Source organism: Myxacorys almedinensis A (assembly GCF_010091945.1).
Classification (GTDB): Bacteria; Cyanobacteriota; Cyanobacteriia; order Leptolyngbyales; family Leptolyngbyaceae; genus Myxacorys; species Myxacorys almedinensis.
Genome location: NZ_WVIE01000001.1, coordinates 277,852 through 297,895, shown reverse-complemented (window position 1 = coordinate 297,895; position 20,044 = coordinate 277,852). Strand labels below are relative to the sequence as shown.

Annotated in this window: 24 protein-coding genes; 17 read left to right on the top strand and 7 right to left on the bottom strand. The window is 48.3% G+C overall.

Features of this window, described 5'->3' with window-relative positions; genetic code table 11:
* Positions 1 to 89 precede the first annotated feature (89 nt).
* The 4 genes from GS601_RS01350 (at position 90) to GS601_RS01335 (ending at position 1,303) form a co-directional block, all read left to right on the top strand.
* Positions 90 to 350, top strand: a complete 261-nt coding sequence (locus tag GS601_RS01350) for a DUF4258 domain-containing protein (protein WP_162421377.1) — start codon at positions 90 to 92, stop codon at positions 348 to 350.
* Positions 347 to 544, top strand: a complete 198-nt coding sequence (locus tag GS601_RS01345; protein WP_162421375.1) for a DUF2283 domain-containing protein — start codon at positions 347 to 349, stop codon at positions 542 to 544. The genes GS601_RS01350 and GS601_RS01345 overlap by 4 nt, the downstream gene beginning before the upstream one ends.
* Positions 545 to 732: 188 nt before the next feature.
* The gene (locus GS601_RS01340; protein ID WP_162421373.1) at positions 733 to 975 is read left to right on the top strand and encodes a hypothetical protein; all 243 of its coding nucleotides are present in this window, start codon (positions 733 to 735) and stop codon (positions 973 to 975) included.
* Positions 962 to 1,303 (top strand): type II toxin-antitoxin system PemK/MazF family toxin, encoded by a 342-nt coding sequence (locus GS601_RS01335; protein ID WP_162421371.1) that lies wholly within the window; start codon positions 962 to 964, stop codon positions 1,301 to 1,303. Before GS601_RS01340 ends, GS601_RS01335 begins: the two co-directional genes overlap by 14 nt.
* A 68-nt stretch (positions 1,304 to 1,371) precedes the next feature.
* On the opposite strand, the gene GS601_RS22780 is transcribed toward GS601_RS01335, so the two are convergent.
* Entirely contained in the window at positions 1,372 to 1,566 is a 195-nt protein-coding gene (locus GS601_RS22780) for a hypothetical protein (protein WP_202924772.1), read from the bottom strand.
* 254 nt (positions 1,567 to 1,820) lie between these two features.
* Between GS601_RS22780 and GS601_RS01325 the strand changes: the two genes are divergently transcribed.
* Together GS601_RS01325 and GS601_RS01320 are read left to right on the top strand one after the other, a co-directional pair.
* The gene (locus tag GS601_RS01325) at positions 1,821 to 2,120 is read left to right on the top strand and encodes a type II toxin-antitoxin system HigB family toxin (protein ID WP_238392879.1); all 300 of its coding nucleotides are present in this window, start codon (positions 1,821 to 1,823) and stop codon (positions 2,118 to 2,120) included.
* A 10-nt stretch (positions 2,121 to 2,130) separates the two neighbouring features.
* A complete protein-coding gene (locus GS601_RS01320; RefSeq protein ID WP_238392878.1) occupies positions 2,131 to 2,499 on the top strand; it encodes a helix-turn-helix domain-containing protein in 369 nt (122 codons plus the stop codon).
* On the opposite strand, the gene GS601_RS01315 is transcribed toward GS601_RS01320, so the two are convergent.
* Both GS601_RS01315 and GS601_RS01310 read right to left on the bottom strand, forming a co-directional pair.
* On the bottom strand, positions 2,458 to 2,901 hold the full coding sequence (locus tag GS601_RS01315) for a hypothetical protein (protein WP_162421365.1): 444 nt from the start codon (positions 2,899 to 2,901) through the stop codon (positions 2,458 to 2,460). The two genes, GS601_RS01320 and GS601_RS01315, sit on opposite strands and share 42 nt — an antisense overlap.
* Positions 2,902 to 2,952: 51 nt before the next feature.
* Complete coding sequence (locus GS601_RS01310; RefSeq protein WP_162421363.1) at positions 2,953 to 3,189, bottom strand: hypothetical protein; 237 nt, start codon at positions 3,187 to 3,189, stop codon at positions 2,953 to 2,955.
* Positions 3,190 to 3,677: 488 nt separating this feature from the next.
* Here GS601_RS01310 and map point away from each other — a divergent pair, with 488 nt between their 5' ends.
* The 4 genes from map (at position 3,678) to GS601_RS01290 (ending at position 7,488) form a co-directional block, all read left to right on the top strand.
* Positions 3,678 to 4,484 (top strand): type I methionyl aminopeptidase, encoded by an 807-nt coding sequence (gene map / locus GS601_RS01305; RefSeq protein ID WP_162421362.1) that lies wholly within the window; start codon positions 3,678 to 3,680, stop codon positions 4,482 to 4,484.
* Between the two features lie 207 nt (positions 4,485 to 4,691).
* A complete protein-coding gene (gene secD / locus GS601_RS01300) occupies positions 4,692 to 6,107 on the top strand; it encodes a protein translocase subunit SecD (protein ID WP_162421361.1) in 1,416 nt (471 codons plus the stop codon).
* Entirely contained in the window at positions 6,104 to 7,084 is a 981-nt protein-coding gene (gene secF, locus GS601_RS01295; protein WP_162421360.1) for a protein translocase subunit SecF, read from the top strand. Before secD ends, secF begins: the two co-directional genes overlap by 4 nt.
* Positions 7,085 to 7,092: 8 nt before the next feature.
* Positions 7,093 to 7,488 carry a hypothetical protein gene (locus GS601_RS01290; RefSeq protein WP_162421358.1) on the top strand — a complete coding sequence of 132 codons (396 nt, stop codon included), beginning with the start codon at positions 7,093 to 7,095 and terminating at the stop codon, positions 7,486 to 7,488.
* Between the two features lie 212 nt (positions 7,489 to 7,700).
* On the opposite strand, the gene GS601_RS01285 is transcribed toward GS601_RS01290, so the two are convergent.
* From GS601_RS01285 to GS601_RS01275, 3 genes are all read right to left on the bottom strand, one after another.
* A complete protein-coding gene (locus GS601_RS01285) occupies positions 7,701 to 7,976 on the bottom strand; it encodes a hypothetical protein (RefSeq protein ID WP_162421356.1) in 276 nt (91 codons plus the stop codon).
* Positions 7,977 to 8,077: 101 nt separating this feature from the next.
* Positions 8,078 to 9,526, bottom strand: a complete 1,449-nt coding sequence (locus GS601_RS01280) for a radical SAM protein (RefSeq protein ID WP_162421354.1) — start codon at positions 9,524 to 9,526, stop codon at positions 8,078 to 8,080.
* A gap of 81 nt (positions 9,527 to 9,607) precedes the next feature.
* The gene (locus tag GS601_RS01275; RefSeq protein WP_162421352.1) at positions 9,608 to 10,384 is read right to left on the bottom strand and encodes a prolipoprotein diacylglyceryl transferase family protein; all 777 of its coding nucleotides are present in this window, start codon (positions 10,382 to 10,384) and stop codon (positions 9,608 to 9,610) included.
* Positions 10,385 to 10,850: 466 nt separating this feature from the next.
* On the opposite strand from GS601_RS01275, the gene GS601_RS01270 reads away from it, so the two are divergent.
* Positions 10,851 to 11,129: a hypothetical protein gene (locus GS601_RS01270; RefSeq protein WP_162421350.1), complete on the top strand. Its 279-nt coding sequence runs from the start codon at positions 10,851 to 10,853 to the stop codon at positions 11,127 to 11,129.
* 92 nt (positions 11,130 to 11,221) lie between these two features.
* On the opposite strand, the gene GS601_RS01265 is transcribed toward GS601_RS01270, so the two are convergent.
* Complete coding sequence (locus tag GS601_RS01265) at positions 11,222 to 13,495, bottom strand: glycosyltransferase (protein ID WP_338016929.1); 2,274 nt, start codon at positions 13,493 to 13,495, stop codon at positions 11,222 to 11,224.
* A gap of 330 nt (positions 13,496 to 13,825) precedes the next feature.
* Between GS601_RS01265 and GS601_RS01260 the strand changes: the two genes are divergently transcribed.
* The 6 genes from GS601_RS01260 (at position 13,826) to GS601_RS01235 (ending at position 19,986) form a co-directional block, all read left to right on the top strand.
* Positions 13,826 to 14,323: a DM13 domain-containing protein gene (locus GS601_RS01260; RefSeq protein ID WP_162421473.1), complete on the top strand. Its 498-nt coding sequence runs from the start codon at positions 13,826 to 13,828 to the stop codon at positions 14,321 to 14,323.
* Positions 14,324 to 14,534: 211 nt separating this feature from the next.
* A complete protein-coding gene (locus GS601_RS01255; RefSeq protein ID WP_202924770.1) occupies positions 14,535 to 15,260 on the top strand; it encodes a DUF4079 domain-containing protein in 726 nt (241 codons plus the stop codon).
* Between the two features lie 405 nt (positions 15,261 to 15,665).
* Complete coding sequence (locus tag GS601_RS01250) at positions 15,666 to 16,976, top strand: ABC transporter substrate-binding protein (RefSeq protein ID WP_162421348.1); 1,311 nt, start codon at positions 15,666 to 15,668, stop codon at positions 16,974 to 16,976.
* A 4-nt stretch (positions 16,977 to 16,980) separates the two neighbouring features.
* Positions 16,981 to 17,886 carry a carbohydrate ABC transporter permease gene (locus tag GS601_RS01245; RefSeq protein WP_162421346.1) on the top strand — a complete coding sequence of 302 codons (906 nt, stop codon included), beginning with the start codon at positions 16,981 to 16,983 and terminating at the stop codon, positions 17,884 to 17,886.
* 2 nt (positions 17,887 to 17,888) lie between these two features.
* Positions 17,889 to 18,767, top strand: coding sequence for a carbohydrate ABC transporter permease (locus GS601_RS01240; protein ID WP_162421344.1), 879 nt, complete (start codon positions 17,889 to 17,891; stop codon positions 18,765 to 18,767).
* Between the two features lie 82 nt (positions 18,768 to 18,849).
* A complete protein-coding gene (locus GS601_RS01235) occupies positions 18,850 to 19,986 on the top strand; it encodes an ABC transporter ATP-binding protein (RefSeq protein WP_162421342.1) in 1,137 nt (378 codons plus the stop codon).
* Positions 19,987 to 20,044 lie beyond the last annotated feature (58 nt).

Below are 20,044 nucleotides of genomic sequence, written 5' to 3'. Positions count from 1 at the left end.
ACCATTATCGTCTCCGATTTTTTGATGTTGGGTGCAAAAGCGATAGGCTCATACAATGAATCTTTATCCATCTCAGTCGGTTCACGAACGTGGGTTTCTACCTTTCTAAACATGCAGAACAGCAACTAGAGCGGCGTAAGATTCCCAGTGAGCTACTCAATTCTGTGTTAGAACGTCCTCAACAGGTGATTGAGCAAGACGATAGCACCCATATTTATCAGTCTCAACTCCGATTCGAGAACGGAAGAAGTTATTTGTTGCGTGTCGTTGTCTCAGCCCAGACAGAACCTGCGATCGTGATGACTGTTTATAAGACAAATCAAATTTCTCGCTATTGGAGGTCGGAATGAAAGTTGTGTATGACCCGGAAGTGGATATTTTAACGATTGTGTTCTCTGAAGCAGACGTTGAAGAGAGTCATGAAGACCGTTCGGGGGCAATTTTGGACTATGATGCGTCTGGAAATCTAGTAGGGTTGGAGATTTTGAATGCATCGAAGCAAGTCAATAATCCACTCCAGTTAGAACATGTGATTACAGGGTGAGCGGCTTGAGGAGGCAAGGAGCGATCGCAGAGATCGCTCCTTTTCAAAACAAAGAACGATGGCATTTGAAGTACACAAGCTTCGCTATACAGAGCGTTTGCTCTGCAAGCTCCGTAGAATCATGCTCAAAACAGTCCTGCAATTGCGAATTCAAGTAAGATAGAAGCGATCGTCTGACCATTGAACCTATGAGAGCTATCGAGATTACTGGCAGCGTTGATGAAGAAGGATTCGTCCAGCTAGACCAACCGCTAGCGGAGGCAAAATTGACTCGTTTTCGAGGGATTTTGTTATTCCCGGAGGTAGATAATTCTCAGGATCAAGAGTGGTCTTTGTCTGCTATCCAAGCCTCAACGGGTGATTTGCTAGACGATCCAGAGGAAGACATCTACACCTTAGAAGATGGCGAGCCGCTGGATGACGAAGCGTAGGACTGTTCTAGTTGAGTTTCCCTATGATGATTTGTCAGATAGCAAACTTCGCCCTGCATATTGCCTAACTGACCCCGTTGGAGACAATCGCCATGTTATTTTTGCCCTGATTACCAGTCGCATTCCTATGCAACTGCTGGAAACCGATGTTGTTTTAGATGCGGCTCATCCAGATTTCGTGACAAGCGGACTCAGAATGCCTTCTACTCTCCGTCTGAATCATCTGATTACTCTTCGTCGCTCCATGATTCAGCGGCAATTGGGTGAATTATCTCCAGAAACCCATCGTCAACTGGTCGAAAAACTTCGCAGTTTGCTCAATGGGTGAGGCGAGAGCAGGGATTTTATTAGTGATGCGATTGCTATGCAAGCTCCGAAGGATTACACCTCCAAAACTCACAAACGCTTATCTTTGAACTGCGATTGCTTCGCAAGCTCCGAAGGATCGCTAGGGGATGCTTTGCGGTTCCTACGGAGTTGCGTATAATCGCTTCCCAAATCGGCGTGCTTGCTGTAGGAGGCTCCTCGTTTGGAGCGTAATCCTGCGATTAAGACGTTGGTATCGACGACGACTTGGTAAGGCTGCGTCATGTTTGGATTGTAAGGGAATCGGTGTGATCAGAACCGATCGCTTCTATTCTGTCTGTTTCAGGCGATCTAATATCGATTGCACCCTAAAGTCCGCAACTACCAGCGATGTCAGCAGGATAGGTTGGTTTTGAATGAGCAGGGATTGTACAATAAGTTTCCTCGTTTTGTTATGACTTAAGGCTGTATTTAGAAGCGAGGCTCTCTGGCAGAGTGTCGATCTCAATAACCTTTCAAACAATAGATCCATGCGGGTAATGAGTCGAAGCACCCTCAGAAAATTTTGGGAGAAACACGCAGATGCAGAGTCGAGTTTGTTAGTTTGGTATGAACGTGTAGTCTCAAATGCCTTTGAAGCATTTATTCAAGTCAGAGAGGTCTTTCCTTCTGCGGATTTAGTGGGAAACTTTATCGTCTTTAATATTGGCGGCAATAAATATCGATTAATCACCTACTTGGATTATCAATCACAAATCATTTTCATTCGAGCGGTTCTAACTCATGCAGAATATGACAAGGAGAATTGGAAAAATGACGACTGGTTTGAAGACACCTAGTAGTTATTACATGCAATTAATTAATGCGTTTCCTCCTCGTCCAATTACGACTGAGGTGGAACTAGAAGCGACGCAAACGCAAATTAATTCGATTCTTGATCGGGGACGATTGACGCAGGATGATCAGGATTATCTGAAGGTGCTGGGGATGTTGGTGTATGAGTATGAGGAAAAGACGGAAGTTTTTCCGAGGCTGACAGGGGTTGAATTACTACGAGCGCTGCTTGATGAGATGAGTCTGATGCCTGAGGATCTTGTGCCGATTGTGGGAGCAGAATCTACGGTGGTTGAGATTCTGAATGGCATGAGTCAACCGACCGAGATACAGGTTCAACAGTTAGCAGCGTTCTTCCGGGTATCTCCTCAGTCGCTGCGTTAGCGATCGCACTTCAAACAGGTGCGATCGTCGTTCTCTTTTGTGCGATCCTTCGGAGCTTGCGGAGCAATCGCACCTCATTCTTGCGGGTCGATTGTACGATCGCTTTCCTTGTAGTTTTTGGAGGAGCGATCCTGTCATCAGATGATCCGACAGTTCTGCAATTCGATCGCTTTGCACCACTTGCTGCAAGAGTAATACAAAGCTTTGCCATGTGCCTTGTGTGTAAGGATGGGTTTCTCTAAGCGCTGATAGAAGACATTCGCATGAAGATATAGAAGGTTCTGCCTCGGCGTAGCGTCCTTGCGAACGGTAAAGTTCTGCGAGCCAAGCAAGACAATTTGCCAAAGCTTCCTCATTGCCTGCGATCGTAAGCTGCCTGCTCGCTTCTGCTAGATGCGGCATAATTGCATTCGTTTCGTTCAGTCGCAGCTTGCAGATAAGCAATGAGTCGGTCTAATTCTGCCTTAGATCCTTGTTCAATTGAAGTGAATGCTGCTTCTGCCGTCGGTTTTCCCCGCATTTTGTCCCAGATTTTCTTGCGGAGTTGTCCATTTTCGCGATCGCACTCTCAGTAAACTTCTTGGCAAGCTCCCCTGCCCCCGATTCAACAAACTTTCTAAACGCAAGGTCAGCGTTAGCTTCGCTCCACGGAGTGTTCGCAGCAGCAGTCAGGGTCGATACAGGTTCCATAGGGGCAACTCCGCCTCATATCTATATTGTTTCTACCGCAAAAATCAAGAGTCCTCCGCAAACCCTCACAATTTCTGTAGAAAATAGCATTCTTCCTATTTGAAGTGAGACTGTTTTTGTTTTGAATGCGATCGTTCCTGTTTGAGATGTCATCGTTCCTATTTAAAGTGCGATCGTTCCATCTCTAAGTAGAATCATCCGAGATCAAAGCTCGACGGTTGGAGTAGAAGGAGCGATCGTTTGAGGTTAAAGCTTGTCCGTTGGAGTATGAAGAGCGATCGCAGAGCAACAAAAATCAAAATGTTCTGATTTCAAACCAACCGACGAGAAAGCGCCATCTTTGGCAACTCAATATCTGTTATTGCAATTCTTCCAGATGTTGTGATCAGATATACGCTACTTTAGAGATCGGCATTTCTTGCGATTCGCAAAGCGAAGCTCCGAAGGATCGCGCCTCTCCATCTATTTCTGTGAGCCACTAGCCCTCCATGAACATTCTTAGCAATCTGCTTCCGTCTCCCAAAAAACGCCGGGGAATCGAGATCAAATCTCCCCAAGAAATCGAGATCATGCGCCAAGCCGCCAAAATTGTCGCGATCGTCCTCAAAGAAATCTCAGAGATGGTCAGACCCGGAATGACGACGGCAGACCTCGATGCCCATGCCGAAAAGCGAATTCGCGAGATGGGCGCAACTCCCAGTTTCAAGGGCTATCACGGCTTTCCCGCATCGATCTGCTCTAGCCTCAACAACGAAGTCGTTCACGGAATTCCCAGCCCCAAAAAGGTGATTCGCAAAGGAGACGTGCTGAAAGTAGATACCGGCGCCTTTTATGGCGGGTTTCATGGCGACTCCTGCATTACGATCGCAGTCGGCAACGTCAAGCCCGATGCCGCAAAGCTAATTGATGTCGCAGAACAAGCCCTCTACAAAGGCATCGAACAGGTTAAAGCCGGAGCCTTCTTGCTCGATCTTGCCGGAGCCATTCAAGATTATGTCGAAGAAAACGGCTTCAAAATTGTCGAAGACTTTACCGGGCACGGCGTCGGGCGCAACCTCCACGAAGAGCCGTCTGTGTTTAATTTCCGCACTCACCAAATGCCCAACGTCAAACTCCGGGCAGGCATGACCCTGGCGATCGAACCGATCGTCAACGCTGGCTCAAAAAATACCCGCATTCTGCCCGATCGCTGGACAGCCGTAACAGTGGATAAATCGCTCTCTGCCCAGTTTGAACATACCGTGCTGGTGACAGAACAGGGCTACGAAATTTTGACCGATCGAACCCAGGTTTGAGACTTAGTGATTTGTCAAGCTTGAAATGGGGGAGAGGGAGTCTAGTAATCGGAACCCTCCACCCCTCCACCCCTCCACTCAAACGAGAGAGTGAGAGCACCTGCCAGAGGCTTTGCCAGTTGTCACTAATCGTTACTCCATCCCCCGGTTTCAGCCTTAAACCCTTGAGAACGAGCTATCATAGCCTTTGTTATATCTGGTTTGGCTATGGGAAGGCAACGCGGATTATTACTCTTAATCTTGGCGCTGGTGATCGCGTCAATCATCGTCATTGTTAAAGTGCCGACTCGTTTAGGATTAGACCTACGCGGGGGTTCTCAGCTAACGATTCAGGTAAACCCCTCAGAAGAAGTCAAGCAAATTACCGAACGAGAACTCGAAGCCGTTCAGAAAGTGATCGAAGGGCGGATCAACGGGTTGGGCGTTTCTGAGCCGGTGATCCAAACCGTAGGCGAGAATCAGGTGGTCGTCCAACTTCCGGGAGTGGACAACCCACAGCAGGCAGAACGGGTTTTGGGCGGCACAGCACAGCTAGATTTTCGCTCGGAAAACCCGACTCAGATTGCGTTTTTACAGGTTCGGCAAGAAGAACTGCAAGAACTACAGGCAAAGCAACCAGCCTTAGAAAAAGCGGGGGATCAAGCTGCGATCGCGGCAAATCAAAGTGCGATCGCCGCCAAAGAAAAGCAGGTTGAGGACGCGATCAAGCAGGTGTATGAGAAAACCGGGCTAGATGGGCGATACCTCAGAGACGCCCGCACTGAGCTACAAGGAAACAGTTGGGCAGTGGGCATTTCCTTTGATCAAAAAGGAGCCGATTTGTTTGCAGACCTCACGAAAAAAGCAGTTCAGACCAACACCCGGTTAGGAATTTTCCTCGACGATCAACTGCTTAGCGCTCCTACTGTTCCTGCTGAATTCGCCCAAACAGGGATTATAGGCGGTAATGCCATCATCACCGGAAACTTTACGGCAGAATCTGCTAAAGAATTGGAGTTACAACTTCGCGGCGGTTCGCTTCCGGTGCCCATCCAAATTGTCGAAAACCGCACCGTGGGCGCAACCTTGGGTCAAGACAGCATTAGAAGCAGCATCATCGCTGGAATTGGCGGCTTGATTTTAGTCTTGGCGTTTATGATCGTGTATTACCGATTGCCCGGCGTAATTAGTGCGATCGCGCTGACTATCTATGCCTTGCTTACCTTTGCCGCGTTTAACCTTCTTGGCGTAACGCTGACCCTGCCTGGAATTGCCGGCTTTGTTCTGAGTATCGGCATGGCAGTTGATGCAAACGTGCTGATTTTTGAGCGCACCCGCGAAGAATTGCGCGCTGGGAAAACCCTCTATCGATCGGTCGAATCGGGCTTCTTCCGCGCGTTCTCCAGCATTCTCGATAGCAACGTCACTACGCTCATTGCGTGCGCGGCGCTGTTTTGGCTAGGGGCAGGGTTGGTGCGCGGCTTTGCGCTAACGTTGGCATTGGGCGTCGTGATTAGTATGTTTACCGCCCTGACCTGTAGCCGGACTTTGATGCTCTACGTGCTGAGCATTCAAAGCTTGCGGAAGCCAGAACTCTTTTGCCCAAATCTTCGTAGCAAACCCCCGGTGGAGGTAACCTCATGAAACTACAGGTCATTCGCCGACGAGGGCTTTGGTGGGCAATCTCTGTAGGCTGCATTGTTGCCGGATTGGTCGCTATGGGAGTGCTTTGGAATCAAATCGGCATGCCGTTGCGTCCGAGCCTAGATTTTGTGGGAGGAACGCGCCTCCAGTTTGAACTAGACTGCACAAAGCCGAATAACTGCGATCGCCCGATCCAGACGGCAGCCGTTCGGGAAGTGGTAGACGCTGAGGGCATTGCCAACAGCACGATCCAAGTCCTCGGACAAGAGCAACAAGCGGTTACCATTCGGACGACAGCGCTAGATGTAGATCAGCGAACAAAGCTGCAAGCGGCTCTAGAGTCAAAACTTGGAGCCTTTGATGTTAGGAAAACTCAAATTGATACGGTTGGACCTACCGTTGGGCAACAACTCTTTTCTTCTGGATTGCTGTCGCTGATTGTGTCCTTTGCTGGCATCACTCTCTATCTGACGATTCGCTTTCAGCTAGACTATGCCATTTTTGCGCTCGTAGCTCTTTTTCATGACATTCTGATCACCGTTGGCTTCTTTGCCATTCTGGGTGTGATTAACGGCACTGAGGTTGATAGCTTATTTATTGTGGCACTGCTGACGATCGTTGGCTTTTCGGTGAACGACACAGTTGTGATTTACGATCGCGTTCGTGAAACCATTGCGCTCAGTCCCGGTCGTCACATTAACGATATTGTTGACGATGCCGTTAATCAGACGTTAACGCGGTCAATCAATACAACGCTAACGACATTGCTGACGTTAATTGCCCTCTTCCTATTTGGAGGAGAGACCCTGAAAAACTTTGCCCTGGCATTGATTGTGGGATTCATAATGGGTGCGTACTCCAGCATTTTCATTGCGAGTTCACTGCTTGCCCTCTGGCGAGAGCGGACTGGCAACGCGATCGCGCCTGCTAGCGCCACGGCAACCGATGCGATCGCACCTCACGATCAGGTAGGGTAACGTCTAGCATGAGACAGCCTCACGCTTCCAAAGTGCACTCCCTCGATCCGACGTTTCAAGCCTCTGTTCACAAGCTGCACGAAGTGACAGTACTGGGCAGATGGCTTGTCGCGATCGCGCTGTGGCTAACGATTGGCTTGCTGAGCCTGTGGGGGTTGCGAGAGCCGATCGCGCTACTGCAAGAGTATTTCACTTGGTCAGCCCTGCGCTATGGGCTAGCCTACCACCCGCTAGCTGCAATGGGTTTAGGACTCTGCATTGGCGTAACGGTTAGCATTCTCCTATGGCAAAGCCGCAATATTTTGTTTGGCATCCCCAAAGTTGAGCAAAAGCGGCTCGAAGAGAGAGTACTCAAAATTCGCCAACAAGGATCGAGCCATCCGCTTTGGCGCTGGATAAAATAACGGGCGTTCAGGTTAGGAAGGGTGCAGTAAATTGGGGTCAAGTGCGATCGCAGGTTTGTTGGGTTGGTGGCAACAGGCAACCAACCCATAAACGACGAAGGTGAGCAACTCTCCGTGTAGCATTTTCAGCCTATCGGGTTTGCCCCTTTCTTGTGCCGATGCTTATCCCCAACTCAGGTTAAGTAGATAACCCTGCAAACGTTTGAGCCTCATCATCGCCAGAACATGGTGCTCTGAGCGGTGAGGTATGGGAAAAATAGCACAAAGCATCCGCCGCAGAGCAAGGCAGTGATCAATGCACCGATCATCACACCGTTTGCCCGTTCAAACTGTCGCTGAACGACGAGCCGAGTAACCCACGGCACGATGTGAAAGAGTTGAGTAAAGCCAATGCCGTAAGACAGATAAACCAAGGCGTTGTGAACCGCACGCAGGGGAGCAGAAACGCCTCCAGGTTGCCAAGCCTGCGGAGAAAATCGATCTTCCATAACCGATAAGCAAACGCTGTAAATACCCCAGGCTACAAGGTTTAGCCCGAAGGCAGTGAATATACCTTTGTTGCGTTCTAGACGTTGATAGTGCCTGCCCATCACGAATGCTCCTGCAAAGTGCGATTTGCTTTACGACGCTCCGCAGGATCGATGAGGCGATATCCGGCACTGCCCTCTCGATAAAACATGTTGTAAGTATCAAAAGGAATGATACGACCATCAGGATGGGCAATGTGAATGCAGGAGCGTTTAACCGAACGAACATCAAAATTAAACGGATCGAGGAACTGCATAATGACAACCCGAAACACGTTTTCGTAAGTGATTCCTGTGGGAACCGGGATCAACGGAAGACAACACAATAATTGTTTGAGTGTTGTTGCTGATGAATCGGGAGAATGATTGGTGGAAAACAGCTTAAAGATCTGGTTTTTTAATTCTGAATTCTGCTCATATAACACTGAGTTTGGCATCGCATTGAGAAATGCTGTGGGATCGAGCAATCCAGTGAGAGGGATAACCTGACCTTTGACTTTAAGCGCGTACGCCATGGCTAAACAGTCGGGATGGCAGGGCACAGGTAGAAGATCTTTTGGCTGAAAGTGAGGACTTTGATCTAAAATGGCGCGGCGAACTTCGGTGAGGGTGTAGCGATCGCGCTTCGGATCAAAATTTTCTAACCGCCCTGCTGCCTGAATCGGCTGAAAGCTGACCCCTCGGATACATCGTTGCTGCAAGGCAAAGTTAATGGTTTTGCCAATCTCGTGATCGTTGAGTCCTTTTTTAACCGTTGAAACCAGCGTTGTTGAAATGTTGAACTCATTCAGATGTGCGATCGCGCTTTGTCTCACAGAGCGCAAATCTGCTCCTCGTAATTCTCGCAGCGCTCTTTCTTCAAAACTATCGAACTGCAAATAAATCTCGATTCCTGGCATATATTGACTTAAGCGATCGCAGAAGTCCCAATCGTGAGCAATTCGCAACCCGTTGGTATTGATCATCAAATGCTTAATCGGTTTGCGTTTAGCGAGGTCTAAAATCTCGAAAAATTCTGGATGAATTGTGGGTTCGCCACCACTAATTTGCACAATATCCGGTTCGACTTCATTAGCAACAATGTTATCCAATAGGCGCTCGATCACCTCTAAACTGCGGTGACGACGGGGTTGATTGGTGCTTGAAACGTCCTCTGCTCCCGAATCGGCATAACAAATCGGGCAGGAAAGATTGCAGCGATCGCTGACTTCAACAAGCGTTAAACAACTGTGCTGTTCATGATCCGGGCACAAGCCGCAATCGTAGGGACAGCCATATTTAATGGGCGTGTTAAACCGATGGGGCATATCTCCAGGCTTAATAAAGTCCTGACATTGCTTGTAATATTCGATGTCATCCGCAATTAAAACTTCTTCTCGTCCATGAATTAAACAGTGTTTGACAAGGTAAACCTTTCCATTTTGAAAGATAATTTTCGCTTCAACTTTCGTGAGACATGTAGAACACACACTATTTGTCAAGGCGTAAAACAAATAAGGGCGAGTTGGCATACATTTGAACTTATAACTTTGAACATGTAGCGTTGAACTTATAACCTTGAACGATAGCTAAACAGCGTTAGCGACGAATTTTTACAGAGAATTTTTTACAGAAAAACTAAGCAATTTAGGAAGGCTGTTGCGATAGTAAACCAGTGCTAGAAGACAGGCAATTTGGATTGCTGTTAATCCTAACACTGGATGGAAATCTGGCTTAATAAAGTCAATTAAAAATCGAAAACTTAAATAACTAATCAAATAGAATTTAAACAAATCTCCGGACTGGATGGGATAGCGAGCTTGATGTTGCCAAGTTTTAGACGATCGCACCCGCAAAAAAATCATTAATATCAACAAAAATGCAATTTCATAAAGCTGCGTTGGATGCCGTAAAAGCCCATCACCAAAATCAACGCCCCACGGTAGATCGGTGGCAATGCCATACGTGCGATCGCTAAGTCCTGTCAAAAAACAGCCCAACCGTCCGATCGCCGTTCCTAAAATCAATGGATAAACGAAAGCATCTCCTGTCGATTGCTTGATCCCAAGAATTTTCTTCGTAATCTCGACGCCGATTACCGCGCCTAATAGCGCCCCAACAATGGTTTTACCCTGAAGCAGCAGCCAAAAAAACTGTTCCCGATGCTGCCAAAAAATATCAATGTGTTGCAGCATCACCAGCACTTTTGCGCCAATTAAGGCACCCGCAAGACCACCAACCACAATCGAACTACGATGAGGGGGCGAAACGCCATGACGACGAAAATTTCGCAGCGATAACCGCAATGCCACCGAGTATGCGATCGCTTCAAAAAACAGGTGCGGATGGAGTTTGAATGCGCCAACGCCAATGTAAACCGGAAAATTCACAGGTGAAAAACTGCCAACTTCAGATAATTGTATAAAACTTTTACCATACATGCGCTTCACCCCAATCATTCATTTTTTATCGTTAGAACTCAACTATTTGTTACAAAAGCACTTGCAAATTCTCCCCGATCAGGTTTGGGACTGACCAGACAATTTATACCAAAATCTGTAGCATTTACAGATGTGTGACCTCCCTCAATCCCTCCTTACTTAGAAGGGGAGCCAGAAAAAGTCTCTCCTTACCAAAGGGGATGCCGTAGGCAGGGGGGTCGAGGAATCTTTGGCAGAAAAACAATTTAATTTCCTACGATCGCCTGCTGCTTCTCTCATACATTGCTCATGTCTTTGTCAAAAAATGCGACAAAAGGTTGCTTCGCATACGTAAAAACCGATTGAATAAAAAAGCACATAGTGATAACGTAAATCCGTTGGCACCCTTTTCCTGTTACCCCCAGCAGACGAGACAATGAGTAGAACGTTTGATTGTTTCCTAGGATTTGGCTGTTTATTCCTATCAACCTGTAGCCTTTTTGTGGTTGGAAAAGGCAATTGTGCAGTCACGATTCGGATGGCATTGATTACAGAATTGATCGTGGCAATCGCGATCGCGTTTCTCTGGTCAGCCAATGAAAAACCTGTTGGCGTGTGGGTCACGATGTATCGATTGGGGCTGTTTATTGGCGCAATTCAAACCGTGATCGTTATTTCTCGAATTGTGAATGCCTTGCAAGGCATTCAGTGTTAATCAGAGTTAACCAAGCAACCCTGACGCATTAGTAACCAAGAAGTAACCAAGAAGCTCTACACCGTCCTAAAGACTAAACATGAGCCTAAAGACTAAACTTGACTGACAGAAACTGCCCTAATTTCTGCTTTGCGATCAAATAAAACTCGTGGTGTGAGCAAAACCTTGAGCAAAAGCCATAGCGATCGCATCTCCCCAGGCGCGCAACGGCTTTGCCACTGCCCTGGGCGACAAAACAACATCTCGATAAGGCGGCGCTCTTGACCCAACGGCAACGGCTCAAACTGAATTCGCACCGTAGGAAACGCGCCTTTAAATTCTCTATGAATCACATGCCCCTGCATCGTCAGATCGTTTTCCACAATGCTCATGTCCAGTAAAACAGCGTCGCTCGTGAGCGGAAATTCTGCCTGAGTTAACGCCACTTCTGCCCCAACCTCAGAAATTTTTGTTGTAAATCCCCACACCGTTTGCTCCCCTACCGTTAGCTTCACGGTGCGATGGAGATTAAACCAGTCATAGGAATAAGGAGAAGGCGCATCGATCAAAATCAGCAAGGCAATTCCTAGCGTTAACAGGTTGTAAGCACTCCATATCCAACCTAGATTAAGGCCTCTCATCTGATCTGTGCGTTCAGCCGTCATCATCAGTTCGTCGCTGCCAAACAAAAGCGTATAGCCTAAGTTTGTCCATAAACTAATTGCAGTTAAGCCAAACATAATGATCAACGGAAAAGCCAGCCGCCAGTTAAAGCGAAAGCGATCGCTGACCGTTCCCTTTGGGGTCACTCGAAACTCTTGACCAAATGGATTTGACATCACTTGAAGAACCGTTATTGCCAACGGGAACGCAAGCACGAGCGTATATAAATCCGACAATAGCGCTGATCGAGATCGATGATTTAGCCAAGAGAAGGTAGTGAGTTGCACTAAATAATAGGGCAGAAAATAATATAAAAGCTCAGCCATTGTTGCTCGTAATGGAATAATACCTAGAAATGAATACGCTAATGGAAACAGTAAAAAACCGACTCGTGAAATACTGGTAAACCAGTGCCAGATGCCCTCTAGGTGGGCAAGCCTCTGAATCGGACGCAACCCCGCAATTGTGAGCGGATTTGCATTTACAAAGAACGCTTGCAGAGTTCCCCGTGCCCACCGCAATCGTTGCAGGGCTTGGGCAGAAATATTTTCGGCGGCAAGACCAGCACTCAGTTTTTCATTGAGATAGATCAAGCGGTAGCCTTTCGCCGCTAACCGAATACCGGTGTAGTAATCTTCGCTCAGTGCTCCTGTAAAAAAACATCCGGCATCTACCAATGCCGATCGCCGCACTACAAACGATGTGCCTGCACAAATCACCCCCTCTGCTGCATCGCGAATCGGCTGAATCTGCCGATAAAACACCTCCTCTTCAGGAGTCAGCACATCTTCTAGCCCTAGATTGCGAGCGATCGGGTCTGCGTTATAAAAGGTTTGCGGCGTTTGGACTAAGCCAACCAGAGGGGTTTGAAAAAAGCCGACGGTGCGAGTTAGAAAATTTTTAGTAGGAATAAAGTCTGCATCAAATACGGCGATTAGTTCGCCGTGGGTATGCGCCAAGGCATGATTTAAATTGCCTGCTTTGGCATGAAGATTGTCTGGTCGGGCTAGATACTGGCAGCCTAACTCTTCGGCTAGGGCTTTTGCTTCGGGGCGTCTTTTATCATCAAGCAGGTAGATGGTTTTTGCCTCATAGTCTAAGGTTTGGCATCCAATAATGGTACGCCGTAAAATAAATGGCGGCTCGTTGTAGGTTGGGATCAAAATATCAACACTGGGTGTAAAGGTGCGATCGCACACGGCAACCGAAAGGCGATCGGCTTCTGATCTTCTATCTTTTACCCGCAGCAACAGCACTAACTGGATCATGCCGCTTCCCAAGATCAAGAGTTCTAGAAAAAACAACCCCAAACTAAACACCCCCGTGAGCGGGTTACTCAGGTTTAGCGTTGAGAGCGATCGCCACAGCACATAGCGAACCGACAACACAATTAAAATTCCTACAACCAGCGCTCGTGACCAGGGTTGTGGAGTGGGAGATAGCTTGGTGATTGCCAGCACGATCAGCATCAGAAATACTGCCCAAAACAGCAGATATTCGCCTGTCACCATGGGGACAGCTAACCAGATCGGCGGCATCTCTTGAAGGGCGTTGAGATGCTCGAAGATGGTGAGAATGGTACCTTGACCGCTAAACCAAGCCACCGAGATTAACGCCGCGATCGCAATGACGCCAAACATAATCAAGGTTGCAAGTTGAGGCAGCAACGTTTGCCTCCACAATTTTTCTGCCGCAATCTGCTGATGCTGATGAGTGTTGTTCATGGGTTCTCAAAACTAGGTGCTAGATCGGTCAAGCCTGCGGTGTTAAGCCGTCAGAAGACAATACGCGAACCAGAGGCTCAATGGTTTCTTTAGCATTGATGAAAAAGATGAAAATCACCTGAAAATCTGCTCAACTCATTCTCAGATAGTGGAAATTGAGGCATATCCTGATATTTTGGTGGGAGAAATTTCTCATCAAACTGTATCAAAATTCTCAGAGAAATCTCATTCTGAATTCAATTCCTCCTGCCAAGATGTATCTAGCGTTTAGAGACCGCTCTCCAAAACTCCCAACCCTAGACTTCTTTCAGGTAAAACAGCATGAATTTTATGAACTTTAAGTCCCCCGTTTCGTTTGCTCTTTTCTCTGCGATCGCGCTATCGCTTCCGCTGGCGGCTCAAGCCCTGCAACCGATCACCAGTGGGCAACAGTACGTCAGCCAAACTCGTTCTGATGCTGCGATCGCGTCTATCCCAATCCAAGCCGTTGCTCAAAACATTGCAGCCAGCGGAACCTTTGTCTCAGCAGAGCATCCCACCTCTGGCATGGCTCGAATTGTGGTGGACAATGGCAAACGCTATCTTGTGTTAGATAGCGCCTTCAAAACCGACCCAGGACCGGATTTGCACGTTGTGCTTGATCCGGCTACACAGCCGCCCGCACAGTATCAAGACCCGACGAGCTACGTCAACCTGGGCAAGCTAGAAAAGGTAAACGGAGAGCAGCGATATCCGATTCCTGCTGCCGTTGATGTGAGCAAGTTTCGATCTGTCGGCATCTGGTGCCGCATGGCAAATGCCACCTTTGGCTATGCATCACTAAGGTAACGTGATTTTGACCGCAAACTGAGTCACGGATGGAGCAGAGATGAAAGCGGAAAATCTGAAAAAACTGATTTTTATCTATACCGGATCTGTTTCATCCGTTTTTTATCCATTGTTAACGCTCTTTTGTCGGATCTATTTCTTATTGGGTCTGCTCCGATGCTAATTAACTTATCGCTACCGTGTTACTATCACATGTGCTTTAGAGGTGATCATGAGTAAAGATCTGCTACTGCTGCTCCATCCCGTGTTTGCAGTTGTTGTGGTTTTTCCACTCCTTGGGATTGTCGTTCACCGGGCTTTTCAGGTGAGACAGAGACGACTGCAAACGGCTGACACAGGTAAAAGCAAAATTTCACCCGTAGTTGGGCACGAGCATGTCGAGCTTGGGCGTTGGCTCACCGGAGCCGTGGTTGGGGCGGTTTTGCTAGCCCTTGGATTTGATCTCACTAGCCATTGGGTAGAGACTCAAGCTTGGAACCAAACCCCGTTTCAAGTGAGTTTTGTTGTCGCTATGTTTATAGCCGCGATCGCATCTTTTGCGTTGCTTTATCGGGCGAAAAAACGGCTTTGGCGGGCAGTTTTTGCAACGCTTAGCGGCATGGCGTTAGTCATTTTGGGCTGCCAAGATGGCATTTATCGTAAAACCGCTCAGTGGTACATTTCCCATTACTACTATGGGATGGCTGCCGCGCTGCTGCTTATTTTTTCGTTGTCTGTTTTGAAAGATATTTATAGCGATCGCACGAATCGTTGGCGAACGATTCATATTGTGCTTAACACGTTTGCACTGTTGCTATTTATTGGGCAAGGTTTTACTGGAACTCTGTCACTCCTGGAAGTGCCGCTCAGTTGGCAAGAGCCGTATGTGCAGAAACTCTACCAATTGCAGTGTGATAAAAATCCCTGTGTTGTCCAGCCCTCTGCGCCTGTTCGATAAACTCTAGTATTGGCAACTGACCTCTTTGAGGAGACGGGGAGAGGGGGAGATGGACTGGATTCCTGACCTACCCATCCACTCTCCACCCATCGGCTCCTAGTTTCTCATTTCAGCCTTGATAGACCCTTAAACTTCTTTATTTAACTTAATATTTGTTCTCATTTAATCCCTCTTAAAGAAGATGAGGGTCAGGGATCAAACCGTTTAGGTTGAAAAGTATTAACCCTCCCTTTCAAAAGCGGAGAGCTTACAAACGGCTGATTTCCGATAAAATTCCTCATTAGGTATTATGATTAGCACGGTTTCTATCTGATGTAGAAGAGCGCGATCGCTTGAAAATTCGCGTTTCTGCAATTTGCATTTGTTTTGTCCTGCAACTTGCGATCGCTTGACGATCAAACCCCCATGGAAATTGTTCAAGACTATTCATTTAAACTTCTTAAATATTGGCGAACCTCGCTTTTAGTTCGTGTCCTAAGTTTAATTGCAGCCTTCGCCTTAACCGCACTGCTGATTGTTTTACCAGCGCGATCTCAGCCCGTTGTCCTGTCGTTTTTGATGAATGCACCAGAGGTGCCAACGCTGCGCCCGCTGATCGCAGAATTTGAGCGCAACAATCCAAACATCCGGCTCAACATGATCGAGGCTCCCAATGCCACCAACCTCGTTGAAGACTTAAACACGTCTTCGTTTTTGCTGGGCAGTTCTCCTTACGATCTGGTTAATATGGATGTCGTTTGGCTCGCAAAGTTTGCGGCAGCAGGCTGGTTGCGCCCCCTAGACGATCAGGTTTCCCAAGCAGAACTCGCCACCTTTTTGCCAGGAGACATTGAAGCTAGCCGCTATCAAGGCAAACTGTATCGATTGCCCTGGCGCACCGATGTTGGCATGCTCTACTACCGCACGGATCTCCTCCAGCAAGCTGGGCTACAGCCGCCCGAAACCTTTGCCAATTTGCTCCAAGCGGCAAAAACCGTGCAACAAGCCAACGACGCTGTGCAGTGGGGCTACGTTTGGCAAGGGCGGCAATATGAGGGCACGGCTGCTATGTTTACCGAAGTGCTTCAGGGCTATGGTGGCTTTTGGGTTAATCCTGAAACCAACGAAGTCGGGTTAGATCGCCCAGAGGCAATCAATGCGCTCAACTTTTTGCTCAGCACCATCCAGCAGGGCATTTCGCCCGCCGGGGTAAGCACTTACCAAGAAGAAGAAGCCCGTCGCCTATTTCAAAGTGGCAATACGGTGTTTATGCGAAACTGGCCCTATGCCTGGGAATTGCTAAACCAAGCAGAGTCGCCGGTGCGCGGAAACGTTAGCATCAAACCTATGGTGCATGCCCCAAATCAAACTAGCGCAGGCTGCTTGGGCGGTTGGGGTTGGGGAATTGCGTCTACCACTCAGCACCCTGAAGAAGCCTGGAAAGCGATTCAATTTTTCACCAGTGCCTATGTGCAAAAACAAACGTCGCTGACGGGCGGATATTTGCCCAGCTTGCGATCGCTCTACAATGATCCCGATTTGTTGAAAAAATATGAGTACTTCCCGCTCGTGCTAGAAGTGCTCCAGACTCCGGCGTTGCGCCCTCAAATTGCTCAATATGCTCAAGCCTCCGATATTCTGCAACGCTACCTGAGTGCTGCCATTTCGGGGCGCACTTCCTCGGAAGAGGCACTGCAAGCCGCGGCTCGTGAAACTCGTTCTTTACTGGGAGCCTAAACCAATGGTTGATTATGTTCGCGCCCAAGAACGGCGCACAGGTTGGTTTCTAACGATTCCAGCATTGCTTGTTTTAGCGTTGGTGTTTGCCTACCCAATTTTGCGAGCGTTTTGGCAGAGTTTTTTTACCATCAACTTGGGCAACCAACTCACCCCAGCGTTTAACGGGCTAGGTAACTACATCCGCATGGCGCAAGATGGGCGGTTTTGGAATACCTTGTGGAACACGACGATTTTTACAGTGGCGACCGTTTCCCTAGAGTTGGTGCTGGGGATGGGAATTGCGCTTGTGCTCAATCAATCGTTTAAGGGGCGGGGGATTGTGCGAACGATCGCGATTTTGCCCTGGGCACTGCCAACGGCACTGATTGCCCTCGCCTGGACATGGATTTTTAACGACCAGTATGGCGTTGTCAATGACCTTTTGCTGCGGCTAGGGCTGATTAGCACCGGCATCAATTGGCTGGGTGATCCAACCTTGGCGATGATCTCGGTGATCATTGCCGATGTCTGGAAAACGACGCCGTTTATCAGCATTTTGCTGCTGGCGGGTCTGCAATCGATTCCCGGTGACTTGTATGAGGCGCAAGCCATTGATGGGGCAAGCCCTTGGCAAAGTTTTCGCCAGGTAACGCTGCCGCTGCTGCTGCCGCAAATTGTGATTGCGCTGCTGTTTCGTCTGGCTCAAGCCTTTGGCATCTTCGATCTGATCTCTGTGATGACCGGGGGCGGACCGGGCGGCGGCACCGAAACCGTCTCGCTCTACATTTACTCAACCGTGATGCGATACCTCGATTTTGGCTATGGCGCGGCGTTGGTGGTCGTGACGTTTCTATTGCTGGTGTTAGTAGTTGCGATCGCAACCTTTTTTCTCAATCGGTCTAGAAAACGTGCTTCAGGAGCCGTGTAATTATGACAACAACCGTTCCAGAATCTCAACCGAGGAGCGCTCATCAGCACGGCGTTCGGCGCATTGTGTTGCCGGTGGCGGTGGTTCTGACCGTTCTGTTTTGTTTGGCACCCATTTTGTGGCAACTGCTGACCTCGTTTAAAACCGATGCTGCGATCGCAGAAATTCCCAATGTCTATTTTCCCAGACCCGATCAACTCACCTTAGATCAATACCAAAAGCTGTTTGAGCGACGCCCATTTTTCAACTACATTTTTAATAGTTTTTTGGTTTCGCTTGCCTCAACGGTGCTAGCCTTGGGGATTGGTGCGCCTGCTGCCTATGCCTTGGCTCGGCTCAAACTTCAAGGGGAACGCATCATGCTGGCTGCTGTTCTAATTGTGACGCTATTTCCGCCCATCCTATTGTTTCTAGGATTGCTCGATATTGTGCGTTACTTTAACCTGGGCAATAACTATTTGTCGCTGATTATTCCTTATACAGCAATCAACTTACCGTTGACAATTTTAGTCATGCGGAGTTTCTTTCAGCAACTTCCAAAAGATTTAGAGGATGCGGCTAGAGTTGATGGATATAGCACTCCTCGCATGTTGCTCGATATTGTCTTGCCGATGACGATTCCAGCGTTAGCTACGACCGGAATTCTTACTTTCATTTCTGCCTGGAATGAGTTTATTTTTGCCCTCACCTTCATTACTCGCGAAGACCTGAAAACGGTTCCAGTCGCAGGGGCACAGCTTGGTGGCGCTTCCCCATTCGAGATTCCCTTCGGACCGATCGCAGCAGCTACAGTGCTAGGCACCATCCCCCTTGTGTTGCTGGTGTTGTTTTTCCAACGCCGGATCGTGCAAGGTCTGACTTCAGGAGCCGTTAAAGGCTAGATAGGTTCGCTATTTATTTGCCGATTTCCCGATGTAATTTCCCGATGTAATTTCCCGATTTATTGTTTCACTCGTTAGCATCATGGATAAGAAACTTGAACTCGTCGATCTCCGTAAGCAATTTAACGCTAAAGTCGTTCCTGTTAAAAATGTTAGTCTTAGCGTGGGTTCCGGGGAGTTTTTGACGCTGTTAGGGCCTTCTGGGTGTGGTAAATCGACTATCTTGCGATTGATTGCCGGACTCGAACAACCCACGAGCGGGCAGGTCTTGATTAACGGTAAAGATGTGAGTCGATTGAGTCCTGGCGATCGCAACATTGCCATGGTGTTTCAGAGCTACGCCCTCTACCCTCACATGACGGTGCGAGAGAACATCGCCTCTGGGCTAAAACTCCGCAAAACACCCAGTGGTGAAATTCAAACCCGAATTCAGGATGTGACTGATTTCTTAGGCTTGCATGATCTGATGGATCGCAAGCCCGGTCAGCTTTCTGGAGGTCAGCGCCAACGGGTTGCCGTTGCCAGAACACTGGTGCGCCGCCCGGATGTCTTCTTGCTTGATGAGCCGCTGAGTAACTTAGATGCGCTCTTGCGAGAGCACGTCCGGGCAGAGTTGAAACAGCTATTTGGTACGCAAAATACCCCCGTCGTTTATGTCACCCACGACCAAACTGAGGCAATGACGCTCTCTACGAGGGTTGCGGTGCTCAACAATGGCTATCTACAGCAGCTAGATGCCCCAGAACGAATCTACATGGAGCCTGCGAATCGATTTGTCGCCGGATTTATTGGCAGTCCGCAGATGAATTTCTTGCAGGTTCCCTGTGAGTCAAGACGAGCGATCGTAGGCAATCACCCGATTCCGCTGCCTAGGGGCGCTAATATGCCCACGGAAATCACGCTGGGGATTCGCCCAGAGCATGTGCATTTGGCACAGTCTGATCATGAGCCTGCTCTAGATGGTCAGGTTTTCCTGATCGAAAACTTGGGAATGCATAATCTTGTGAGTGTCAGAATTCAAGGTCAAGGGGAGCCGATTACGGTTCGCGCCATTGTCGGCATCGAACATCGCTTAGCGATCGATAGCACCGTTCGGCTAGCATTTCCGCCTGAGTCGATTCATTGGTTTGATGTCAGCACTGGCGATCGCATCCAAACGGCTAGCGATTCAACCTCTGTCGTTTCACCCTCGGTCACCCCAACTTCTGTCACATCATAAGGGTTGGCACTGAGTAGAAAGCAAGGGTGGTCAACCGTATCTGCCGAGATGGCTCACC